18 protein-coding genes and 3 pseudogenes are annotated in these 22,073 nt (G+C 57.9%); 9 read left to right on the plus strand and 12 right to left on the minus strand.

The window, feature by feature from the left end; translation table 11 throughout:
- Positions 1-254: 254 nt before the first annotated feature.
- Positions 255-2,354 (minus strand): hypothetical protein, encoded by a 2,100-nt coding sequence (locus tag GWQ27_RS18730; RefSeq protein ID WP_021141219.1) that lies wholly within the window; start codon positions 2,352-2,354, stop codon positions 255-257.
- A gap of 594 nt (positions 2,355-2,948) precedes the next feature.
- Between GWQ27_RS18730 and GWQ27_RS18735 the strand changes: the two are divergent.
- The 3 genes and pseudogenes from GWQ27_RS18735 to GWQ27_RS18745 form a co-directional block, all read left to right on the plus strand.
- Positions 2,949-3,085 (plus strand): annotated as a pseudogene (locus GWQ27_RS18735) (IS5/IS1182 family transposase); the annotation flags it as partial.
- A 78-nt stretch (positions 3,086-3,163) separates the two neighbouring features.
- Positions 3,164-4,016 (plus strand): IS5 family transposase gene (locus tag GWQ27_RS18740; RefSeq protein WP_275908024.1). Its coding sequence is split into 2 segments (ribosomal slippage): positions 3,164-3,507 and positions 3,506-4,016, totalling 855 coding nucleotides; the frame shifts between segments, so codons are not numbered across the junction.
- Between the two features lie 13 nt (positions 4,017-4,029).
- Positions 4,030-4,261 (plus strand): annotated as a pseudogene (locus GWQ27_RS18745) (transposase); the annotation flags it as partial.
- 17 nt (positions 4,262-4,278) lie between these two features.
- Here GWQ27_RS18745 and GWQ27_RS18750 read toward each other — a convergent pair.
- The 10 genes and pseudogenes from GWQ27_RS18750 to GWQ27_RS18795 all read right to left on the minus strand — a co-directional run bounded on the left by GWQ27_RS18750 (position 4,279) and on the right by GWQ27_RS18795 (position 15,067).
- Positions 4,279-4,782 (minus strand): hypothetical protein, encoded by a 504-nt coding sequence (locus tag GWQ27_RS18750; protein ID WP_275908025.1) that lies wholly within the window; start codon positions 4,780-4,782, stop codon positions 4,279-4,281.
- 2 nt (positions 4,783-4,784) lie between these two features.
- Positions 4,785-5,384, minus strand: coding sequence for a DUF1963 domain-containing protein (locus GWQ27_RS18755; protein ID WP_275908026.1), 600 nt, complete (start codon positions 5,382-5,384; stop codon positions 4,785-4,787).
- A gap of 195 nt (positions 5,385-5,579) precedes the next feature.
- Complete coding sequence (locus tag GWQ27_RS18760; RefSeq protein WP_275908027.1) at positions 5,580-6,515, minus strand: DUF1266 domain-containing protein; 936 nt, start codon at positions 6,513-6,515, stop codon at positions 5,580-5,582.
- A gap of 261 nt (positions 6,516-6,776) precedes the next feature.
- Positions 6,777-7,938: pseudogene (locus GWQ27_RS18765) on the minus strand (IS3-like element ISAs6 family transposase).
- 215 nt (positions 7,939-8,153) lie between these two features.
- Positions 8,154-8,960 (minus strand): tryptophan synthase subunit alpha, encoded by an 807-nt coding sequence (trpA, locus tag GWQ27_RS18770; protein ID WP_275908028.1) that lies wholly within the window; start codon positions 8,958-8,960, stop codon positions 8,154-8,156.
- The gene (trpB, locus tag GWQ27_RS18775) at positions 8,957-10,150 is read right to left on the minus strand and encodes a tryptophan synthase subunit beta (protein ID WP_068977078.1); all 1,194 of its coding nucleotides are present in this window, start codon (positions 10,148-10,150) and stop codon (positions 8,957-8,959) included. The genes trpA and trpB overlap by 4 nt, the downstream gene beginning before the upstream one ends.
- Before the next feature lie 67 nt (positions 10,151-10,217).
- Positions 10,218-11,726 carry a bifunctional indole-3-glycerol-phosphate synthase TrpC/phosphoribosylanthranilate isomerase TrpF gene (gene trpCF / locus GWQ27_RS18780; RefSeq protein WP_275908029.1) on the minus strand — a complete coding sequence of 503 codons (1,509 nt, stop codon included), beginning with the start codon at positions 11,724-11,726 and terminating at the stop codon, positions 10,218-10,220.
- Positions 11,726-12,739 (minus strand): anthranilate phosphoribosyltransferase, encoded by a 1,014-nt coding sequence (gene trpD, locus GWQ27_RS18785; protein WP_275908030.1) that lies wholly within the window; start codon positions 12,737-12,739, stop codon positions 11,726-11,728. The genes trpCF and trpD overlap by 1 nt, the downstream gene beginning before the upstream one ends.
- Before the next feature lie 10 nt (positions 12,740-12,749).
- Positions 12,750-13,349 (minus strand): aminodeoxychorismate/anthranilate synthase component II, encoded by a 600-nt coding sequence (locus tag GWQ27_RS18790; RefSeq protein WP_275908031.1) that lies wholly within the window; start codon positions 13,347-13,349, stop codon positions 12,750-12,752.
- A gap of 80 nt (positions 13,350-13,429) precedes the next feature.
- On the minus strand, positions 13,430-15,067 hold the full coding sequence (locus GWQ27_RS18795) for an anthranilate synthase component 1 (RefSeq protein ID WP_275908032.1): 1,638 nt from the start codon (positions 15,065-15,067) through the stop codon (positions 13,430-13,432).
- Positions 15,068-15,491: 424 nt separating this feature from the next.
- Here GWQ27_RS18795 and GWQ27_RS18800 point away from each other — a divergent pair, with 424 nt between their 5' ends.
- The 6 genes from GWQ27_RS18800 to tesB all read left to right on the plus strand — a co-directional run bounded on the left by GWQ27_RS18800 (position 15,492) and on the right by tesB (position 20,808).
- Positions 15,492-16,373 (plus strand): PHP domain-containing protein, encoded by an 882-nt coding sequence (locus GWQ27_RS18800; protein WP_099993930.1) that lies wholly within the window; start codon positions 15,492-15,494, stop codon positions 16,371-16,373.
- Positions 16,374-16,509: 136 nt separating this feature from the next.
- Positions 16,510-17,130, plus strand: a complete 621-nt coding sequence (locus tag GWQ27_RS18805; RefSeq protein WP_275908033.1) for an L-threonylcarbamoyladenylate synthase — start codon at positions 16,510-16,512, stop codon at positions 17,128-17,130.
- Complete coding sequence (locus tag GWQ27_RS18810; RefSeq protein WP_275908034.1) at positions 17,123-18,007, plus strand: ScpA family protein; 885 nt, start codon at positions 17,123-17,125, stop codon at positions 18,005-18,007. Before GWQ27_RS18805 ends, GWQ27_RS18810 begins: the two co-directional genes overlap by 8 nt.
- Before the next feature lie 98 nt (positions 18,008-18,105).
- Positions 18,106-18,675 carry an SMC-Scp complex subunit ScpB gene (gene scpB, locus GWQ27_RS18815; protein WP_021139994.1) on the plus strand — a complete coding sequence of 190 codons (570 nt, stop codon included), beginning with the start codon at positions 18,106-18,108 and terminating at the stop codon, positions 18,673-18,675.
- A gap of 142 nt (positions 18,676-18,817) precedes the next feature.
- Entirely contained in the window at positions 18,818-19,741 is a 924-nt protein-coding gene (gene rluB / locus GWQ27_RS18820; protein WP_021139995.1) for a 23S rRNA pseudouridine(2605) synthase RluB, read from the plus strand.
- 203 nt (positions 19,742-19,944) lie between these two features.
- Complete coding sequence (gene tesB / locus GWQ27_RS18825; protein WP_005319118.1) at positions 19,945-20,808, plus strand: acyl-CoA thioesterase II; 864 nt, start codon at positions 19,945-19,947, stop codon at positions 20,806-20,808.
- Positions 20,809-20,871: 63 nt separating this feature from the next.
- Here the strand turns inward: tesB and GWQ27_RS18830 are convergent, their stop codons facing one another.
- Positions 20,872-22,050, minus strand: a complete 1,179-nt coding sequence (locus tag GWQ27_RS18830; RefSeq protein WP_212539249.1) for a dicarboxylate/amino acid:cation symporter — start codon at positions 22,048-22,050, stop codon at positions 20,872-20,874.
- Positions 22,051-22,073 lie beyond the last annotated feature (23 nt).

Below are 22,073 nucleotides of genomic sequence, written 5' to 3' on the forward strand. Positions count from 1 at the left end.
TGCTGGCGTGAAGGAAGTCGAGGGCCTGTTCGATACGCATAAAAAATCCGAAACCAAATCAACAGGTTTCGGATTTTTACACATCAGCAGGATCGGTCAATGGATCCTTAACTGATCGGCATTAGCCCATTGGGCTCCTTCGTTTTTGGGGGTGGCAATTCCCCTGTCCGCTGTCTCTTGGTCCATCCCTCTCAAGTTGGCGGTTAGCTCACCGCCAAAGGTCGGGCGGTGAGCCTCGCGGAACTGCCATGGGGCTACCCTGGCCCTGTCTCCCCGAGTCTGGGATTGAGGGAGAGGATGCGGGTCTTGCTGACTCTGTGGCGATAGATCTCCCGCAGATAGAGCAGTGCCTTTTTCACCGACTCGCGGCTGAGGCGAATGTCGTTGATGGAGACGAACTTCTCTTTCTCGCGGATAAGCTCCCGGTACTTCTTCTCGTACATGGGCTTGATGGCGTACCAGTTGGTATCGAGGATCTTGGCCGGGTTTTCGAACTCGTTGAGCATGCTGTCGAGCAGCTCTTCGTTCCACTCCTCGTTGCAGATCATCTCGATCACCACCTTGTCGAGGTGATCGTCGAAGCGATAGTGATCCTTGGCAAAGCAGCGCTTGATAAAGGCCACTATCAGGGTCAGGAAGTCATCGCTCAGGCAGGGGCTCTTGACGATCAGGGTGGTGAGGGAGATGTTGGCCGACGCACCTATGACCAGGGCATAACGCTTGAGGGTGGTATTGGGAAAGAGCCCGTTGAGGTGAGACTTGAGCCGGTTGAGATCCATATAGGAGAGCTTGTACTCCTTGGGCAGGGAGATGATCGACACCACAGAGGAGCAGTTCTTGAAGAAGTGCAGCTCGTTGAGGTGGGCCGGGTCATGGCCGCTTTTCACATAGTCGTCCAGATACTCCCGATAGTTGCCCGCTTCGATGGGCAGCAGGCTGATCCCCTCTATGGCCTGGGTCATCTTGTTGAAGTGGGGCAGCTCGATGGATCGAATGAAGAGGTCGTCCACATTGAGCCCGCCCTCCTTGTCAAACATGCCGCCGGGGGGCGAGATAGACTCGGCATAAGCCACCGCCACCGGCCCCGCCAGACTCATGAAGAGGTCATTGGCATCGAGGCGAATGGTCTCGCTGATGTCGATGCCCGCCCGGCGAAAGTAGTTCTCGTCGTAGTCGGTGGTGACGGCCTGGGCGGTGAGAATGTTGAAGATCTGCTGGGAGATGTACTGGTTGGCGTACTTCTCCATGGTGTTGACGTCAACATGCTGGATCTCGCCATCGTCGCTCTCTTCGGCGTAGCGCATGATGTCGTTGGAGATCAGCATCATGGCATTCCAGGGTCTGATCCGCTTGAGCATGCTGGCATCGCACGCCTGCTCGTTGTCGAAGTGATAGGAGAAGTCCCACTCCTCGGCCAGGTATTTGCACAACAGGCGCCCGGCGTTGATGTGCAGCGCTTCTGAAATCTCGATGCCCCGATCACAGATATTGGGCAGTATGCAGATGCCGCTGGTGAAGATGGGATCGAACATGAAGTGCTCCCCGAGGGAGAGGTGTTCCTCCTCTTCTGACGGGGGCGAAAAGGTCTTGCTCATGTAGGAGTACTGCTGGGCCAGCCCGAATTCGGAGGCCATGCCGGAGCCGGTGCCGCCCCCGGCACTGAAGATGTAGAAATAGAGGCGTGACTGGTTGGCCTTGATGCCGCAGGAGTCCACCAGATAGGTATGGATCGCCTGCCACTCGGAGTTGGCGAAGTAGTGGGGGCTCTTGTTGAGAATGATCTTGGCCAGATACTGACCCAGGATGGGGGCGTTCCCCGCACCCCCGGCATGGATCTCCGACAAGTCCATCACCCGCATCTTGGCGTAGTCGCGCAAGGAGCCACCTTCGCCGCTGCGATTGGAGTGGCGGATGCGGCCATCTATGTCCTTGTCCAGGTCTCCCAGCATCACCATGGGTTCGATCAGAAAGACAGGGCGGGCGCCATTGCTGGGCAGTCGCAGGTTGCGGCGGATCCAGCTCAAGGGGCCAAACTCTTTCTCCCGCTTGCGCTGCTCCTCGCTGTTGAACTCGTTCATGTAAAAGCTGCGGGCGTTGTAAACCAGCGAGGCCACATCCTGGGCGATGTTGGAGCCGCAGCGCCCCAGCCCCACCAGGCAGACGGACGGAAAATTATGCGGCACTGTGGTGCCGGTTTCGTTATCCCCCGGGGCGGTGGGGAATACAGCACTGCGAAGCTGCTCAAGATTGTCGAGAATGCGGGCCAGGTCCCCCTCTGTGTAGTAGAGATAGCGGTTGCCGGCGCTTTGCTCATCATCCGTGCTGGTGGGCAGCAGATCAGTATGCTCTGTCATGAAACAAGATCCCTCTTTGGCGGCGAATGTATATAAATCAGCAGCTTTTGCACTGCCTGGTAACTCTAGATGATAAAAAGCGAGGGGGCGGTGAGAGGGTAGTGAGAGTTGTCACTGTGTGATCATGGGCACAGCAACTGGCCGCAAATCCGTCAGTTCATTTGCCAAGCGTGCAGCAAGGGTTGGGCTGACTGGGAGAGTGACCTGCCATCCATCGGCTGGTAACAACTGCAGATTGGGCCACAGCGCAGCCAGTGTCTGAAAATGGTGGCAACAGCGCTCAACTGCGCGCCAGTAGCGCACCAGATAGCCCCGCTCGGCGGGGTGGTCTGTCTCACCATGACGATGGCAGCATCTGTATGCTGTTTTAACTCGCTGTAAAGTCCCACGTTGACCTTGTCGTACCGAACAACCAAACGTGTACGAAGTTGTACTTTTGATGCTCTTGGTGCTGGTTGCGATAGAAAGGTGTAGAGGGGTTCACTTTTAGGGGGATTGATCATTTTGGGCGTTGTTTCCCAAATCGATGCTGCTGAGTGGAACTAATTGAAGGGATGGTGATCTGATCACCACCATCCCCTTCAAGTCTGCATCATGGGCAAGTCGCTTCACCCCATCACCCACTAGCCTCAATACACAAGCATCTGATTAACCGTGGCTCTCTCACCTTCTGGGTTGATGCAGATGCCATGGACAACTGGTTCTACCACGACCATCACGGGCGACGGGGCTGCGGCCAGCTCTAGGCTGCGTTCTTAAAGTGATGAAGATATAATCTCACATCTTCTCAACAGCTTAAGACCTATGCAGTGTCCCGTCGTTACCAGTTGACCGATGCACAATGGGGGCTTATCGAGCCCCTTTTTCCATACCACCGCATAAGCGGACGCCCTACTCGTGAGCCACGCCAAGTGCTTGATGGCATTCTCTGGATACTTCACACCGGTGCACCTTGGCGAGATCTGCCAGAACGTTTCGGCCCATGGAACTCGGTCTACAACTCCTTTCGACGTTGGCAAAGCACAGGCCGCATCGATGCCATCCTTGCGGCGCTGCAACTGCATCTCAATGAGGAAGGGCTTATCGACTTCGACCTGTGGTGCATTGACGGCTCCAATGTCAGGGCATCCAAAGATGCTGCCGGAGCGCGTAAAAAACACTCTTGTGAATCAAGCGCTTGGTCGCTCGCGTGGAGGTTTTGGCAGCAAAATTCACTTGGTCACTGATGGTAATGGTTTACCGCTGGGGTTCTGCCTTTCACCGGGGCAATCAGCGGAAATCAGATATGCGACAAGTGCGCTGGCCATGGCAAGGATACCGACCTCATCAGGCCGTTATCGCACGCGTCCAGCGCATCTTGCCGCAGATAAGGCCTATAGCAGCAGGGCTTTGCGGGCCGAACTCCGGCGCAGAAGGATAAAAGCAGTCATCCCGCAGCGCAGCGACCAGCAGCGGCACCATAAGGGACGTCCTCTGGTATTAGACAAAGCTCGTTATCGCAGGCGAAATGTGGTCGAGCGGTGCTTCGGATGGCTGAAGAAGTTTCGCCGATTCTCAACGAGATATGAAAAGCTGGCGGGAAGTTTTGCTGCTTTTATCAAGCTGGCTTTCTGCCTTCGTTACTTACGGGAGCTATTGGTGGACAGAAAACCAGCATTTTGAGAACACAGCCTAGACCATCTCTACCTTCATGATACTCAAAGGGATTCTCAGCCTCACGCTGCGAGTAACTCAGGGGCTACTTGATTCCCTGTTCGAGCTGATGAATGTGCGCGCCGGACTATAGCTGTGTCAGCAAGCGGGCCCGCACTGTGAAGGTGGCCTATCGGCAGCAACCGAAAGGGAGTATCACCGACCTGGTTATCAACTCGACGGGTCTGAAGGTGTTTGGCGAAGGAGAGTGGAAATACCCTCATTCAGCACATTAGTAATCATAGATACAGTAAATACGCTCGAATTTTCCTAAAGCTAAATCGTCTCGATGAATAATATAATTTAACTCACTATGGCGGACTTTAAGCAGTACCAGATAATATTCGGTATTGCCACCTAAAGCAGAAGCAGCATGGAATTCGGGGGCTTCATGCTGACTAAAACCATAGTCATTAATACTAGCAAACCCATCATAATAGGGCAGTGGCTGTTCGGGGATGACCAATCTCTGCCTGTTGGATAACGACTTATTGGATAATGCCGCCCATTGTGCTTGAGTGACAATCTGACCGGGGATCAACCCCAAATTACACATTTCCATTTTGTCAGGGAAGTAAAACTGATCCTGCCACTCGGGTGCCAATCCGTCATATCCCATATCCTCGATGGTTTCTATCACCATAGCTTGTTGTGGCTGTGACAGCCCTTGCAAACGAGTCTCAACTAACCGTAATAAATGCGGGTTTTGGCTGCTAATCATGTGAGGGGCAATCATCTTTATGCTTTCAACCCCTTGAAGCTGATAGCGGTCTCGTAGTTCTCACACATATGAGCATCAAACTTAAGCTTGGGCATAGTTTGTCCAGTGTTAAGTTTCTGATCTTCAGTGACATAATAGACATGACCTTTCAGCACTTCCGAAAAACGCCACTGTTCCAAAAAGAAAAGTAATCGTCCCTCTCGAGGTAAGTAGGATTGTAACTCCTTCAGTTCACTACAATTGAGCTGCGCAATAAATTGCATGGGAACATGAAAGGATTGCGCTGCCTCATCCCAATGGTAATCCTCTTCAGCCCAATCTTCCCGCCAACAGTTTAAGATATGTTCACGCTCGAATTCCTCAGCGTAAACATCAAGCATCTCCTCCCGTCCGACCAGAGTGATAGGATAATCCATTCCCACCGGTAAATCCGGCAACCCACCCAGCCGACTGTTGCCTAACTGCGCATAGTCTTCGACGACACAGGGATAGAGATCGATACTACTGCGAATAAACGCCGATAGGGCGTGGGCAAGGTTGCGGTCTTTAAACTGCGCTAGCTTTTTCTCTAATTGTTGCCGACGGATGGGGTAGCTTTCTGCTAGTAAGATATCCATCTTTATTTCATTATTCCAAATATTTATATTGTGTCTGTCAATTACGTGGTGTTGTTAAAAATAGATGGTTGCCAAGTTATCTTGTGTCATGAAGTATAGGCTTCAATGCTGAGCACTGATTATTGCAACAAAGACACCGGATTGAGGCCGGTGTCAGGTGATAGTCAGAGCTATATAGCTGGTTTCTTCCAAGACCTAAAGTGAAGGATGGTTCATTTCTGCAACATCCCACCCGAAGTAATTGCAGCGTTTCAGTTCGGTAATGCCATATAACCGCCCCATGATTCGCGATGGGCCTTGAATGGAATATTCAGTGGTGTAGAAAATATATACTGCCAATAGATAGTCGTTGATCAGCTCATCCAGCGAAGAAAACTGCTCCTGTACATGAGTACACAGGGTTTTCTTCAGTTCATCCCATTCTTGCATCGTTAAAAATCCGCAGGAAATGCCACTTCTCATCAGCATGGCCGCACGCTGTAGATTAAATGCAGCTGAGATATTAACTGATTTTTTGGAGGCAAATAACTCTATACCGCACCGCTTGGTCAGTGCTGACAGGTGGTCCAGTTGCGAGGCATAGAGCGTTGCGTCTTCACGGCCAAAGTTTCTTGGATCAAGGAGTTCAATTAATGTACTGTCAAGGTCTTTTTTGTTATCTATGTTATAGCTGACACTCAATGAGATTTTCAGAGAATCTATCATCTCTGAATTATGGATGTCGTACTCCTCGATACCATTGATATAGTTTTTACCCGTTTTTTTTCCATTACCAACATCCGAAATAGAATATAGACCGCCAAGCTTAACCAGCAAAATATCCATTTCATCTCTGCAGGGATGTGCTATTTTGTGGTTGATGCTGTCTTTAATATTATTGTCATATGCCTTGGCCGTTGAGAGCGCTCGCTGCTTTAGAAGAGTTCTCCCAAGGGCAAAGATGCCAAGAAATAAAACAAAGCCAACAAATATATTTCCAACCAGTGCCATGCTCATCACAGCATCATAAACATCTCGGCTTGTATGGGCTTTCAATAGACCAGGCAGGAAAATCCAGATAATTATTACCACAGAGATCAGCGCAAACGTGCGTAGAAGCACTTCAATATCTTTATAGAAAAACTTTATCATTATTGTATCCCATGATTTTATTCTTGTTGCCTTAAGCATCAAGTGCTGGCTTATTAATATAAGAGTCTGATAAGAATTTTTATAATGTGTCATTACTCAGCAAGGCTTCTTTTGAAGCCGCGTGGCTTATAATACTCAATCTAGGTTAATAATGTCAATGAAGCTTGTTTGATACCCTTAGTGACTTGAACACAGGGGGCGATTCCGTGGACTAGCCAATGATCTGAGTAGGTTGTCCTTTTGACTGAAGGGGTGTAGTGGTCAACTAAATCCAGACACTTGGTTAGGCCGATCCTCGGCTTTTGCTGGCGGTATCCCGTCATTGTGTTGATGTGGACGCCGCCAGTTGTAGTAATCCATCAGGTAATAACTGATATCCCGCTTCGCTTCCCGCAGGCTCATGTATCCCGTTGCCGGGAGCCACTCTGACTTCAGGCTTCTGAACAACCGCTCCATCGGGGCGTTATCCCAGCAGTTACCGCGCCGACCATGCTCTGGGTCATGCGATAGCGCCACAGTCGTTGCCGAAATGCCCTGCTGCCATATTGACTGCCCTGGTCGGAGTGAAACAGCACACCAGAGGGGCAACCCCGCTGCTGATAGGCCATCTCCAGTGCTTTGATTGCCAGCTCTGCATCAGGCTTGTCAGACATCGCCCAGCCCACGACTCGCCGGGTATGAAGGTCAAGCACCACTGCTAAGTAATGCCAACGAGCACTTGTCCAGACGTAGGTGATATCGCCACACCACACCTGATTGGGTTGCGGAACATCAAATTCGCGGGCCAGCAGATTCGGAATATCCGGTCGTTCAGAGCATGCAACTTTATAACGGTGTGCGCCCGGCTGTTTGGACGCCAGCCCAGCTTCCTTCATCAGGTTACGGACTTTGAATCGGCCAATCTGATACCCCAGCTCTCGCATCATCGACATCAAGGCGCGGCTGCCTGCGGAATCCCGGCTCTCTTTGAACAAACGGCGCAACTCGCTTCGTTGTTTCATCCGCTCACGGTTAATCGTCCGCTTGCGGGCTAAATAGTCGTAAAAACAGGACTTGGGAACATCAAAAGCGCAGCAGACCAGGGTGATGGGGGCTTGCTCCCTTAATCGGTCTATCAGCGCGTACGTGTGAACTCGTCCGCCATCAAGAGAGCAGTAGCCTTTTTTAGTATGTCCTTTTCGCGCTCGAGCCGGTTGATACGGGCTTCCAGCTCCTGGATTTTCTGCTGCTCCGGAGTCAGCGCTTTGCTGATTGGGGTAGTGCCACAGCGTTCGGATTGAAGCTGCTGAACCCAGCGGCGAAGTACGGTTTCACCGACATCCAGCGAACGGCTTGCTTCGGGAACAGAATACCCCTGGTCGAGCACCAAGGATGCGGCTTCGAGTTTGAATTCGGCAGTAAATGAGCAACGTAATCTTGTCATTGAACACCTCAGGTCATGGTGGCGACTGTACCACCTAAAATGGTGTCCGGGATGATTAGACCACTACAAAGATGCCGGGAGCGGCAGCAAGCAGGAAAGAGAAAGGGAGCCGGTCAGGCTCCCTTTGATGCGGCGATGCAACGATGGCTGCTATGCGTAAGGCGGATACGCAGCCGGATCACTCACGGCTAATGGCATGTGACCCATGCCGCCCCTTATCGATTGGTCGCCGCCTTCATCCCTTCCACAAACTCTTTCAGACGAGTGAGCATATGCTCAGGGTTCTTGTGGTGGGTCTCGATGATCTTGACCACGGCGGAGCCGGAGATGGCACCGGCGGCGCCAGCGGCGATCGCTTCACGCACCTGAGCCGGTTCGCTGATGCCAAAGCCGAGCAGGGCGGGGGGGGCCTTGAACTCGCGCAGGGTATTGATCAGGCCATCCACCGGCATACCGGCCTTGGTCTCGGCACCGGTGACGCCAGCGCGGCTCACCAGATAGGTGTAACCACTGCCCAGCTCCGCCACCTGTTTCAGGGTCTCGGCGTCGCCATTGGGCGGGGCGATAAAGATGCTGTCGATACCAAACTTGTCGGCGGCCGCCTTGTAGGGGGCGCACATCTGCACCGGCACGTCGGCGACCAGCACCGAATCCACGCCCGCCTGCTGGCACTTCTCATAAAAACCGTCGATCTGGCGCACATAGACCAGATTGGCGTAAACCAGCAGGCCAATGGGCAGTTGCGGGTACTTGGCGCGGATGCGGCCGAGCAGCTCGAAGCAGTCGTCAGGGGTGGTGTGGCTCTCGAAGGTGCGCAGGGCGGCGCCCTGAATGGTGGGGCCGTCCGCTACCGGATCGGAGAAGGGAATGCCGAGTTCGAGGGCATCAGCGCCCCCTGCGACCAGCGCATCGACGATGGCCAGGGAGAGTTCGGGGGTGGGGTCACCCAGCATCACGAACGGCACAAAGGCGCCCTGATTGACCGCATCCAGACGGGAGAAAAGTTGTGCGTAACGGTTCATGACAAGGTTCCTTCTTTCTCGAAAATGTCAGCGACGGTGAAGATATCTTTGTCGCCACGGCCGGAGAGGTTGACGATGAGCACCTGCTCTTTCTCCGGTTCACTGCGGGCCATCTTGAGGGCGTGAGCCAGGGCGTGGGAGGACTCCAGCGCCGGGATAATCCCCTCTGATTTGGCCAGCTCCTGGAAGGCGTCCAGCGCCTCCTTGTCGGTGATGGAGACATACTCGGCGCGGCCGATGGAGGCCAGATGGGCGTGCTGCGGGCCGACGGAGGGGAAGTCGAGCCCCGCCGAAACGGAGTAGGACTCCTGAATTTGGCCCTGCTTGTCCTGCATCAGGTAGGAGTGCATACCAAAGAAGACCCCCTTGCTGCCGTGACCCAGCGGCGCACCGTGCTCGCCGCTCTCGATGCCATGACCACCCGGCTCGACCCCGATCAGGCGCACCTCTTTGTTGTCGATAAAGTCGGCAAACATGCCGATGGCGTTGGAGCCGCCGCCGACGCAGGCGATCACCGCATCAGGCAGCCGCTCCTCTTTCTTGAAGCACTGGGCCTTGGCCTCTTCGCCGATCATCTTCTGGAACTCCCGCACGATAGTGGGGAAGGGGTGCGGACCGGCGGCGGTGCCCAGCAGGTAGTGGGCGGAGTCGTAGTTGGCAGCCCAGTCACGCAGCGCCTCGTTGCAGGCATCTTTGAGGGTGGATGAGCCGGAGTGCACCGGGATCACGGTGGCCCCCATCAACTTCATGCGAAATACGTTGGGCTTCTGGCGCTCGCAATCCTTGGCACCCATGTAGACCCGGCACTTGAGGCCGAGCAGGGCACAGGCCAGTGCGGTGGCGACGCCATGTTGACCGGCGCCGGTCTCGGCGATGATCTCGGTTTTGCCCATCCGCTTGGCCAGCAGCGCCTGACCCAGCACCTGATTGGTCTTGTGGGCGCCGCCGTGCAGCAGGTCTTCACGCTTGAGGTAGAGGCGGGTCTTGGTGCCCTTGGTCAAATTGCGGGTCAGGGTGAGCGGGGTCGGGCGACCGGCATACTCGGTCAGCAGCTCCTGAAATTCGGCGATAAAGGCCGGGTCTTCCTGGGCATCGACGAAGGCTTTTTCCAGCTGAAGCAGGGCGGGGATGAGGATTTGGGGCACATACATGCCGCCAAATTCACCAAAAAACGGGTTGAGCAGGGTCATGGTTTCTTCCTTATACCTTGAGTCAAAAACGGAATATCAAAAACGATACAGAGATCCAGTGGCCGCCTTAGAGCGCGCGCAGGGCGGCGAAGGCGGCGGCGAGTTTGTGGCCATCTTTCTGGCCCGGGGCACTCTCTACCCCGGAGTTGAAATCAAGGCCGAGGCAGCCGACCTCTGCCGCCTGCAGGGCGTTATCGGGGTTCAGGCCGCCCGCCAGCATCAGTTTGCTCTTGTCGAGCGTGGCCAGCATGCGCCAGTCGAACGCCTGACCTGTGCCGCCGCTCTGGCTGCCTACTTTCGTATCGAGCAGCAGCCGATCCGCCGGATAGTCGAGGGCGGGCAGCGGCTCGCCACTTGTGATGCCGACTGCCTTCCAGACTTGGCAGGTCGCCGGCAACAGCGGACGCAGGTTGTCGATATAGGCGGCATCTTCATCCCCATGCAGTTGCACCGCGGCCAGTCCCAGCGCCTCCACCGTTTTGGCGATGGTCTCTTGCTGGGCATTGCGAAACACCCCCACATAGGAGAGCGGCGCACCCGCCATCACGGTACGGGCGGTGGGAATGTCCACGTAGCGCGGGCTTTTGGAAACAAAGATCAGGCCGCCAAACACGGCGCCTGCCTGATGGGCAGCGGCGGCATCGTCGGCGCGGGTTAGGCCGCATACCTTGTTCTGGCCCAGTACCAGCTTGCGTACCGCGGCCTCCAGATCGGCTTCCTCCATCAGGGAGGAGCCCACCAGGAAGCCCTTGGCATGGTGGCGAAGGTCGGCGACCTGGGGGCGATCCTTGATGCCCGATTCGCTGATCACTACCCGATCGGCGGGAATGTCTCTGGCAAGCTGCTTGGTGCGGTTGAGATCCACGCTGAGGTCGCGCAGATCCCGGTTGTTGATGCCGATCACTGGCGCGCCAAGAGCGATGGCGCGGGCCAGCTCCTCTTCATTGCTCACCTCGGTCAGTACCCCGAGGCCCAACTCCTTGGCCACCGCAAACAGGGCGCGATAGCCCTCGTCGGTGAGTACCGAGAGCATCAACAGGATGGCATCCGCCTGATAGTGGCGGGCCAGATAGAGCTGATAGGGGTCAATCATGAAATCCTTGCAGAGCACCGGCTGCTGAACGCGGCTGCGCACGCGCGGCAAAAAGGCGAAATCCCCCTGAAAGAATTTCTCGTCGGTCAGCACAGAGATGGCGGTGGCGTATTTGCCATAGATATCGGCGATGGCCTCCGGGCTGAAATCGTCGCGGATCAGTCCCTTGGAGGGGGAGGCCTTCTTGCACTCCAGAATAAAGCGGGTGGAACCGGCCTTGAGCGCACCGACAAAATCCCGATCGCTTGCTACCAGTTCACTCTGGAAGCTCTCCAGCGGCTGAGCCAGCTTGCGGGCGGCGACCCATTCCTGCTTGGCCGCCACTATCTTGCCGAGAATGGTCTGGTTGATGGAGGCCATGTTCAGGAAGGCATGGGGGGCAATAAGGTCTGACATCTCGTTATCCTTGCGAAACTGGGTACTGCCCTGCGGGCGATCTGAGCTAGTGCCTGAGTGAGTGCCGTGCTGGTTAGTGGCTGACATCATGCCTCCTGATGGCTCAGGGTAGCGAGGCGAGCGGCGAGCTCGGCTGCCTTGCCGCTCGCCAGCACCGCCAGCACCTGGGCCGCCGCGCTCTTGAGATCGGCGGCTTTGCCCGCCATCAGCAGCAGGGGGGCCACATTGGCTGCGATGGCAGCGTTGTGCGCTGGAGTGCCTTGTCCTGCCAGAATGGCGGCGGTGATGGCGCGGTTCTCTTCGGGCTCGCCCCCCTGAATGGAGCTCACCGGATAGGTCTCGAGGCCAAAGTCAGCCGGGGTGATCATGAATTCGCGGATCTCGCCGTCACGGATCTGGGCCACCTGGGTCGGGCCGTGGATGGCAATCTCGTCGAGCCCGGCGCCGTGAACCACCATACCGGTTTTCAGCCCCAGTGCCAGCAGGGTTTCTGCGATGGGGCGCACCAGCTCGGGGGCATAGACCCCCATCAGCTGATAGGTTGGGCGAGCGGGGTTGATGAGCGGCCCCAGCACGTTGAACAGGGTGCGGGTCTTGAGGGCCTGACGCACCGGCATGGCGTGGCGCACGCCAGCGTGGTACTGGGGGGCGAACAGGAAGCAGATGCCAAGCTCGTCCAGGCAATGGCGTGCTTGCGCCGGGCTCATGTCGAGCTTGATGCCCATCTTGTCGAGCAGATCGCTTGAACCCGACTTGCTCGATACCGAACGGTTGCCGTGCTTGGCCACTTTCAGGCCGCAGGCGGCGGCGACCAGCGCCGAGGTGGTGGAGACGTTGATGGTGTTGAGGCCATCGCCACCGGTACCGACTATGTCGCAGAACTCATAATCCGGACGCGGGAAGTCGCGCGCCTCCGCCAGCAGGGCTTCGGCGGCGCCAGCGATCTCCTCCGGTGTCTCCCCCTTGATCTTGAGGGCGGTCAATAAACTGGCGAGCACTATGGGATCCACTTCGCCACGAACCACTTGCCCGAAGGCGTCACGGGTGCTTTCACGGCTCAGAGACTGACCCTGATAGAGGGTGTTGAGATGATGATGCATAGGGTCTTCCTTACCGCACACTGCTAACTGGACGGGTGATATGGGCGAGCGCCTGGGTCAGCAGACGGGCCCCTTCCGAGGTCATGATGGATTCCGGGTGGAACTGGAAGCCCAGCACCCTGTCGTCCTGCTGCTCTATGGCCATGGGCATGCCCTGATAGTGGGCAATCACAGTCAGCTCTTCCGGCACATAGGTGGCGACCAGCGAGTGGTAGCGGGCCACCGGCAGCGGGCTCGGCAGACCGGCAAAGGCGCCGAGGCCGTTGTGCTCGATGAGCGAGCGCTTGCCGTGGACGATTTCACCCGCCGCCCCGACGGTGCCGCCGTAGGCTTCGCACAGGGCCTGATGGCCGAGGCAGATGCCGAGGATGGGCACCTGACCGCGGGCCAGCTTGATCAGATCAATCAGGCAACCCGCCTCGTGGGGGGCACCCGGCCCTGGGGAGAGCACCAGCACCGCATCCCCTTCGCAGGCGGCAATTTCGCTCATGATGCGGCTCGCCGGCAGGCTGTTGCGGTAGATCCGCACCGGATAGCCGAGGGAGCGGAACTGATCCACGAGGTTGTAGGTAAAGGAATCGAAGTTATCGAGCAAGAAGATGTTAGTCATGATGCTGCTCCTTCGAAGTGCGGAACTGATCGGCCGGGGCGCTGTAGGTAAAAGAGTCGAAGTTATCGAGCAGGAAAATGTTAGTCATGGCTCACGTCCTTATGTTGCTCCTGCTGGGCGCTCAGGGCTTGCAATGAGGTGCCATGGCTGGCGGCGATGGCGGCCAGCACGGCGGCCGCCTTGGCGCGGGTTTCATCCGCTTCGGCCTGGGGTTTGGAGTCGTAGACCACACCGGCACCGGCCTGCACATGAGCCACGCCATCTTTGACAAAGGCCGAGCGAATGACGATGCAGGTATCCATCTCCCCCGCGCCATTGATGTAGCCGACGGCGCCGCCGTAGCTGCCGCGGCGCTTGCCCTCCACCATGCGAATGAGCTCGCTGGCGCGGATCTTGGGGGCGCCGGTGAGGGTGCCCATGTTCATGCAGGCCTGATAGGCGTGCAGGGCATCAAGGTCGGAGCGCAATGTGCCTACCACCTTGGAGACCAGGTGCATCACGTGGCTGTAGCGATCCACCTTGAGCAGCTCCTTGACGTAGCGGGTGCCGGGCTCCGAGATGCGGGCTATGTCGTTGCGGCCCAGATCCACCAGCATCAGGTGTTCGGCCACCTCTTTTTCATCCTGGCGCAGCTCCAGCTCGATGCGGCCATCCAGATCCCGGTTGATGCTGCCATCCGGGTTGAAGCCGCGGCGGCGGGTACCGGCGATGGGGTACATCTCGACGTCGCGGCTGGCGGCGCAGAACTTGACCGCGCTCTCCGGCGAGGCGCCAAACAGGGTGAAGTTCTTATCCTGCACGTAGAACATGTAGGGGCTGGGGTTGGTCTGCTTGAGGCGGCGATAGGCGGCCAGCGGGCTCGGGCAGGGCAGCGAGAAGCAGCGGGACGGCACCACCTGGAAGATGTCGCCACGGCGGATAAAGCCCTTGAGCTTCTCCACCTCGGCGCAGAACTGTTTGTCGCTCTTGTCCACACTCATGCCGCCGGTCAGGGCCGCAGTGGTTTGCGCCGGGATCCGGGCTTGCTGGCAGGCCAGTTTGAAGTCGGTGAGTCGCTCGGTGAGACGGGCATATCTGTCGTCCACATGGCTCTCGTCACTGTCGCCGCCAAAGATGCAGGCCAGCAGCTGGGTAGAGCGCTCGATATGGTCGATGGTGATCAGGGTCTCGGCCACATAGAAGCAGTAGTCGGGGCAGTTGTTGCTCCCCTCCGGCACCTCTGGCAGATCCTCGAAAGAGGCGATCAGGTCGTAGGCGAAGCTGCCCGCCATAAACAGTGCTTCTTTACCCAGCTGGCACTGCAGCTCCTGTTGCAGGGTGCGCAGCACGTCCAGCACGCTAGTCCCCTTGAGGCGGCTGTCTTCATCCAGTGCCCGATCGGAGGCGGGGAAGTCGAGCTGCAACTCGCCATCCACCAGCGTCTGGCTGATGACGGCGGGCAGACGCTCGGCCAGCAGGCTCTGCAACTGGGTGCCGTTGTCGTTCAGGGTGCGAACCCGCACGGTACGGCCACGGCATTCGATGCGCAGGCAGGCATCGACCAGCAGCAGGCTCTGCTTGCCGGCCTTGGAGTCGATCTCGACCGATTCCAGCAGCAGGTTGTTGGGGCGCCCCTGGCAGAGCTGGGTATAGAGCGCCAGCGGGTCAGCCACATAGGGGGCATTGAGCTTGAGGGTATCGAATTCACCCAGGGGCAAGCGAGTCGTATTGACGGTCATAGTGCGTTCCCTTGCGTGTGATGCGTTTTACCGATGTTCATGACATTGAATTCCTTGAAAATTAAATTGGTTTAGGCGGTTTCAGTAGGGTTGCCATCGCCATGTCAGTGTTCTTGTCTGAATTCTCGGTTTCATCACAGGTCCATTTGCCGGATAATAAAAAAGCCCGCTGGGGTCAGCGGGCTTTTTCTTTGGGTTCTTAATTTGCTGTCAGATTACAGATACAGCAACGACCACACGCCCGCATGTCAGGGAGTGTGCCACCACCAGATGGTCAGGATGGAAGTCGTTTGCATGATAAAGTCCTGTAAAAAGATGTTTGCAATGAAGTGCCTACAGAAAACGATAAAGCCGCGGCCAAGTCAAGTCGCTTTTTTGCCTATCTATCCCGATGGGGACCTGACCATGAGAGCGGAATAACCTGATGAGATTCGATCTTCACTGCCATACCACTGCCTCCGACGGTGTGCTGAGCCCCGCCGATCTGGTGCGTCGTGCCGCCGAAAAACAGGTCGAGGTGTTAGCAGTTACTGACCACGATACCCTTGACGGGCTTGATGAAGTGCGTCGTACCATCGAAGCCGAGCAACTGCCGCTGCGACTGGTGAGCGGGGTCGAGATCTCCACCGGCTGGGAGCACCACGAGATCCATGTGGTGGCGCTGGGGGTGGATGAAAAAAATCCGCAGCTGGTGGCGTTTTTGGCGGGTCAACGGGCTCGCCGCGAGACGCGCGCACTGGAAATAGGGCGCCGTCTGGAGAAGTGCCTCATCCCCGGCACCTATGAAGAGGCCAAGGCACTGGCCGGTGATGCTGCCGTGACCCGGGCCCATTTTGCCCGTGTGCTGGTGGCGCGCGGTGTGGCAGACAACATGCAGAAGGTATTCAAAAAGTACCTGAGCCGTGGCAATAAAGGGTATGCCCCGGCCGAATGGCCCGAGATGAGCGAGGCCATCACCGCCATTCACGCTGCCGGTGGGTTGGCGGTACTGGCTCACCCCAGCCGTTACGATCTCACCGCCAAGTGGATCAAGCGGCTGCTGGTGGCCTTCAAGGCGGCCGGTGGCGATGCCATGGAGGTGTCACTTCCCCAGCAGAGTCCGCAGGAGCGGGCCAACCTGGGCCAGTGGGCCAAGGATCACGACCTCTATATTTCGGTGGGGTCTGATTTTCATTTTCCGTCCAGCTGGACCGAGCTGGGCCGCCACCTCTGGCTGCCAAAAGAAGGCATGCCGCTCTGGCTGGCCTATCCGGACCACTTTGGTCTCACCACCGATCAGCACGCCGCCCTGCTAGCCAGTCGCTAGCACGGGGGCTGCCGGCTGGCCCTCTCTTGCATGGGAGGGTAAACCGGCGTCAAACAGGTTAAGGTCGCGTCATGGGTCTGGAACCCGTGACCATACGAGCGGGCAGGCATTGCCGCCCCCATTGCGAGAACGAGCTATGAGTCAGCATTTTTACGTACACCCGGAAAACCCCCAGGCCCGCCTGATCGGTCAGGCGGTGCAGATCATCCAGAACGGCGGCGTCATTGCCTATCCGACTGATTCCGGCTATGCGCTCGGTTGCCAGATGGGTGACAAGGGCGCGCTGGAGCGCATCTGCCGCATCCGTCGCATTGACCCCACCCACGATTTCACCCTGGTGTGCCGGGATCTCTCCGAGATCTCTACCTATGCTAAGGTGGACAACACGGCGTTTCGTCTGGTCAAGGGCAACACCCCTGGGCCCTACACCTTCATTTTCAAGGCGACCAAGGAAGTGCCGCGCCGCCTGATGAACGAGAAGAAGAAGACCATCGGCATCCGGGTGCCGGCCAACAACATAGCGCTGGCCCTGCTGGAAGTGCTCGGTGAGCCGCTGCTCTCCACCACCCTGATACTGCCGGGTTCAGAGATGGCGGAGTTTGATCCGGAAGAGATCTTCGACAAGCTGGGCAAACAGCTGGATCTGGTGGTCAACGGTGGCTATCTGGGCGAGCAGCCCACAACCGTGGTGGACTTCTCCGACGACGAGACAGTGCTGCGTCGTCGCGGTGCCGGGGATCCCACGCCGTTTGAGTGATACTGCCGACCCGGCACCTGTGATGGCCACGCCAGCACAGGTCACCATGGGGGAGGGGCTTGCCCCATCCCCCATCGCGAAAGTGCTGGGGCAGCCCTACCATGAGCTGCCCCAGGATTTGTTTATTCCGCCCGATGCGCTGGAAGTGTTTCTCGATACCTTCGAAGGGCCCCTCGATCTGCTGCTCTATCTCATTCGGCGCCAGCAGCTGGATATCCTGAACCTGCCCATCCTGCAGATCACCGCCCAGTACATGGACTACGTGGAGCTGATGCAGGGGCTCAATCTGGAGCTGGCGGCTGAATATCTGCTGATGGCGGCCTGGCTCGCGGAGATCAAATCCCGTCTTTTGCTGCCCAAGGCCCCCGAGCTTGAGGACGAAGAGGAGGGAGAAGATCCCCGCGTCACCCTTATTCGTCGACTGCAAGAATATGAGCGCTTCAAGGTGGGGGGCGAGCGCCTCAATGCCTTGCCACGAGTGGAGCGGGAGATTTATATCGCCGCCGCCCTGCCGCCGGATTTCGGCTCTCTCAAGCCACTGACTCCCGATGTTTCACTGGTTGAGCTCGCCCTTTACATGCAAAGTGTGGTAAAACGCGCGACTCATTTCGAACATCACCAGATCCGCCGTGAGCAGATCCCGACCCGGGTGCGCATGGCGGAGATCTTGGCCATGCTCTCTCTGGGCCAGACATTGCGGCTGGAACAGGTACTCAAAATGGAAGAGGGACGCATGGGGGTGCTGGTGACGTTTCTGGCGCTGCTGGAGCTGTGCAAGGAGTCCCTGATCTGGATCCTGCAGGCTGAACCCCTGGGTCCTATCCATTTTGCCCTGGCGAGCCAAGAGGAGACCGGGGAGCGTGAACATGCGCACTGAGTTGTTTTCTTTGTCATTTCCTCGCAGCCAACTTGCCGGGGGTTGCGTGCATTTCCCGTTGCCCAGCCAGCCCGACGTCGTGAGCAAGGAGGGCAACCGTGGCGCTGCCTGCTGAACGACTCAAGACGCTGGTCGAAGCTGCGATTTTTATTGCCGGGCGCCCCTTGACCGTGAGCGAGCTGAAAAGCGGTGTGCTGGCGGATTACCCCGTCACCGGCCGCTATATTCAGCTGCTGCTGGCCGAATTGCGACAGGATTACAGCGAGCGGGGAGTGGAGCTTAAAGAAGTTGCCTCCGGCTGGCGCTTTCAGGCGCGCCAGGAGTATGCCGAGGAGCTCTCAAGGCTCTGGAGCGAACGGGCTCCCCGTTATTCGCGCGCCGTGATGGAGACGCTGACGCTGATTGCGTATCGGCAGCCCATCACCCGGGCCGAGATCGAAGCCATCCGCGGAGTGGCGGTGTCGAGCCAGATAGTGAATACCCTGAAAGACCGTGGCTGGGTGCGCAGTGTCGGTCACAAGGAGGTGGTGGGTCGCCCCGAGCTGCTCGCCACCACCCGGGAGTTTCTGGATTATTTCAATCTGCAGAGCCTGGATCAGCTCCCCGAGCTGGATCCTGAACTGCAAACCCCCCTGGCCGTTATGCCGGCTGAGGGCCGTGAAACCTGATCCATGTCGTTGGCATTTGCCAAGGCGCGGGCCAGGTCTCTTAATGATTAAAGTGGTGCCGGATTGCCCTGACGGGATCTGGCACAGTAGTCAACGTTGCCCGTTATGCTGGCGGGCAGCGATCAACAATCAGGTAACCCCGATGAGTGAAAAACTGCAAAAAGTGTTGGCCCGCGCGGGTCACGGCTCCCGTCGTGAGATGGAGGCCCTGATCACCGCAGGTCGGGTCAGTGTGGATGGCAAGGTCGCCACACTGGGAGATCGCGTCGAAGTGAACGCCGTGATCCGTGTCGATGGCCATACGGTCAAGACCCGTGCCGAGGAAGAGATGATCTGCCGCGTGCTGGCGTATCACAAGCCCGAAGGGGAGATGTGTACCCGTCACGATCCGGAAGGTCGTCCGACCGTGTTCGATCGTCTGCCCAAGCTGGACAGTGCCCGCTGGATCGCGGTAGGCCGTCTAGACGTCAATACCTCAGGCCTGTTGCTGTTCACCACAGACGGTGAACTGGCCAATCGCCTGATGCACCCGAGCCACGAAGTGGAGCGCGAATACGCGGTGCGCGTGTTTGGCGAGATCACCGAAGCCATGTTGCAGCGCCTGCGCAAAGGCGTGCAGCTGGAAGATGGCATGGCCAAGTTCAACAAGATCAAACCGGCCGGCGGTGAAGGTCTGAACCAGTGGTTCAACGTCACCCTGACCGAAGGTCGCAACCGTGAAGTGCGCCGCCTGTGGGAATCCCAGGAAGTGCAGGTGAGCCGCCTGATGCGGGTGCGCTACGGCGACGTCACCCTGGATCGTGGCATCCCCCGCGGTGGCTGGCAGGAGCTGAAACTGCCGGAAGTGAACTACCTGCGCGGCCTGGTCAACATGCCGCCGGAGACCGAATCCAAGGTCGACCTGCAGCAGGATGGCAAGAGCACCCGCCACAAGCAGGCTGCCCAGATCCGTCGTGCCGTCAAGCGTCACAAGGACATGCAGGGCATGGAGCCGCGCGCCCGCAGCACCACGGCCCGTCGCAAGCCGACTTCCTCTACCCGCAACTCGGGTACCGGCAGTAAGTAAGCATTGCGCTGAGCCTCATGGGTTCATGCAAGGAAAGGCCCGCCTCTCAGGCGGGCCTTTTTGTTGCTGCTGTTTGCCGCTTATTATTCCAATCCCCTCCTTGCTGAATTAAACCACCCGGCGGACCCGCTGGGGGAGAGGGGCAAGGTTGCTCTGCCAGAGCGGGCTTGTTAGCCTTTGCGGCACTGATACAGGAGATAATAATGAGCAAGGTATTGGATGAGCTGCTGGCCCTGCTGGCGCTCGAGAAAATCGAGGAGGGCCTGTTTCGGGGCCAGAGCCAGGATCTCGGTCTGCGGGCCGTGTTTGGCGGACAGGTAATGGGGCAGGCCTTGTCAGCCGCCAAACAGACGGTGGCCGCCGATCGTCAGGTGCACAGTTTTCACTCCTACTTCTTGCGCCCCGGTGATGCCAATCGTCCCATCATCTACGACGTGGAGAATATCCGCGACGGTCAGACCGTCTCTACCCGCCGGGTCAAGGCGATCCAGGGTGGCAAGCCCATCTTCTATCTCAACGCCTCGTTCCAGGTCGAGGCCGAAGGGTTCGAGCATCAGATCAGCATGCCGGCGGGGATCACCCCACCCGAGCAGCTCAAGAGCGAACTGGAGCTGGTGCGTCCCTACGAGCATCAGATCCCGCCCGCTCTGCGTGACAAGATCATGTGCGAGAAACCCATCGAGATCCGCCCTGTGACCCTGGTCGACCCGATCCGTCCGGATGTGCACGAGCCGCTGCGCCATGTCTGGTTCAAGGCCAATGGCCAGATGCCGGATGATCAGCGGGTCCACAAGTACCTGCTGGCCTATGCCTCCGATTTCCACTTCCTGTTTACCGCCCTGCAGCCCCATGGCGTCTCTTACTGGGAGCCGGACATGCAGGTGGCCACCATAGATCACTCCATGTGGTTCCACCGGGACTTCAGGCTGGATGACTGGCTGCTCTACGTGGTGGACAGCCCCAGTGCCAGCGCAGGTCGTGGTCTGGTACGCGGCCAGTTCTTTACCCGCGATGGGGTGCTGGTGGCGAGCACGGCGCAGGAAGGGGTGATCCGCCGACGCGGTTGACCTCAGATGCCAGCCATAAAAAACGGGAGCCAGTGGCTCCCGTTTTGTTTTCCGAACCGGCAATCAGGCCGTTTCACGCTCGGGGGCGAGCTGCGCTTCCCCACCCTGGGCGAAACGGTCGGCCCACAGGGCGATGACGCCGTCACCTGTGACATTGCAGGCGGTGCCGAAGCTGTCCTGCGCCAGGTAGAGGGCGATCATCAGGGCGATGGAGGCTTCCCCGAAACCCAGCATGGAGGTGAGCAGACCCAGGGCCGACATGACGCCGCCACCCGGTGCGCCCGGTGCGGCTATCATGATCACCCCCAGCATCATGATGAAGGGCAGCATGGTGCCATAGCCGGGAATGGCCAGGTGCTCGGAGAGGAACATGACGGCGGTGGTGCAGGTCACCAGGGTGATGGTGGAGCCACACAGGTGGATGGTGGCGCACAGCGGCACTGTGAAGTTGGCGATGCCATGGCTCACGCCGTTGTTCTTGCTGGCCTGCAGCGCAACCGGAATGGTGGCGGCACTGGACATGGTGCCGAGAGCGGTGAAGTAGGCGGGCAGCATGTTCTTGATAAGCATGAGGGGTGAGCGACCGAGCGCCAGACCCGTGCCGACGAACAGCACGCTGAGCCAGAACCAGTGCATGACGATGGCCATCACCAGCACCACGCCGAAGGTCTTGAGGGTGGCGAAGACGGTGCCCTCCACCGTCATCTCGACGAAGACACCGGCGATGTAGAGTGGCAGCAGCGGAATGATCACGCGGGCCAGCAGGCGGTCTATGATGTCACGGCCCTGATCGGCGACGCGGCGCAGGTCGGTGGCCTGGGTGGCGCTGATGCCGATGCCGAACACGAAGGCGGCGGCCAGGGCAGACATGACCCCGAACAGCGGCGGTATCTCCAGACTGATGTAGGAGCTGAGCTTGACGGCGGTTTCCGTGGTGGGCTCGGCGGCTGTGGTCAGCAGCGGGATCAGATGGCTTGCCACTGTGAAGGCGAACAGACCTGCCAGTATGGTGGAGCAATATGAGAGAGCCACCGTCTTGCCCAGCAGCTTGCCGGAGTTCTTCGGCAGGCTGGCGATACCGCTCATGATGAAGAACAGAATGATGAGCGGAATGGTGAAGGTGATCAGCTGACCTATGACTGTCTTGGCCGTAAACAGCAGGCGTGCAACCCATTCCGGGGCGTAGAGACCGAGCAAGAGACCGGCAAGAATACCGGCAACCAGTTTGAGGACAAGTTTCATAAGGAAATCCAGGTGTTAGTGTC

It is taken from the genome of Aeromonas sp. 5HA1, assembly GCF_029237245.1.
GTDB classification, from domain to species: Bacteria; Pseudomonadota; Gammaproteobacteria; order Enterobacterales; family Aeromonadaceae; genus Aeromonas; species Aeromonas salmonicida.

Excerpts from the sequence above, each read along its gene's own strand:
- GWQ27_RS18730 (WP_021141219.1), bottom strand. The coding sequence starts at position 2,354 with ATGACAGAGCATACTGATCTGCTGCCCACCAGCACGGATGATGAGCAA.
- GWQ27_RS18750 (WP_275908025.1), bottom strand. The coding sequence starts at position 4,782 with ATGATTGCCCCTCACATGATTAGCAGCCAAAACCCGCATTTATTACGG.
- GWQ27_RS18755 (WP_275908026.1), bottom strand. The coding sequence starts at position 5,384 with ATGGATATCTTACTAGCAGAAAGCTACCCCATCCGTCGGCAACAATTA.
- GWQ27_RS18760 (WP_275908027.1), bottom strand. The coding sequence starts at position 6,515 with ATGATAAAGTTTTTCTATAAAGATATTGAAGTGCTTCTACGCACGTTT.
- trpA (WP_275908028.1), bottom strand. The coding sequence starts at position 8,960 with ATGAACCGTTACGCACAACTTTTCTCCCGTCTGGATGCGGTCAATCAG.
- trpB (WP_068977078.1), bottom strand. The coding sequence starts at position 10,150 with ATGACCCTGCTCAACCCGTTTTTTGGTGAATTTGGCGGCATGTATGTG.
- trpCF (WP_275908029.1), bottom strand. The coding sequence starts at position 11,726 with ATGTCAGCCACTAACCAGCACGGCACTCACTCAGGCACTAGCTCAGAT.
- trpD (WP_275908030.1), bottom strand. The coding sequence starts at position 12,739 with ATGCATCATCATCTCAACACCCTCTATCAGGGTCAGTCTCTGAGCCGT.
- GWQ27_RS18790 (WP_275908031.1), bottom strand. The coding sequence starts at position 13,349 with ATGACTAACATCTTCTTGCTCGATAACTTCGATTCCTTTACCTACAAC.
- GWQ27_RS18795 (WP_275908032.1), bottom strand. The coding sequence starts at position 15,067 with ATGACCGTCAATACGACTCGCTTGCCCCTGGGTGAATTCGATACCCTC.
- GWQ27_RS18800 (WP_099993930.1), top strand. The coding sequence starts at position 15,492 with ATGAGATTCGATCTTCACTGCCATACCACTGCCTCCGACGGTGTGCTG.
- GWQ27_RS18805 (WP_275908033.1), top strand. The coding sequence starts at position 16,510 with ATGAGTCAGCATTTTTACGTACACCCGGAAAACCCCCAGGCCCGCCTG.
- rluB (WP_021139995.1), top strand. The coding sequence starts at position 18,818 with ATGAGTGAAAAACTGCAAAAAGTGTTGGCCCGCGCGGGTCACGGCTCC.
- tesB (WP_005319118.1), top strand. The coding sequence starts at position 19,945 with ATGAGCAAGGTATTGGATGAGCTGCTGGCCCTGCTGGCGCTCGAGAAA.
- GWQ27_RS18830 (WP_212539249.1), bottom strand. The coding sequence starts at position 22,050 with ATGAAACTTGTCCTCAAACTGGTTGCCGGTATTCTTGCCGGTCTCTTG.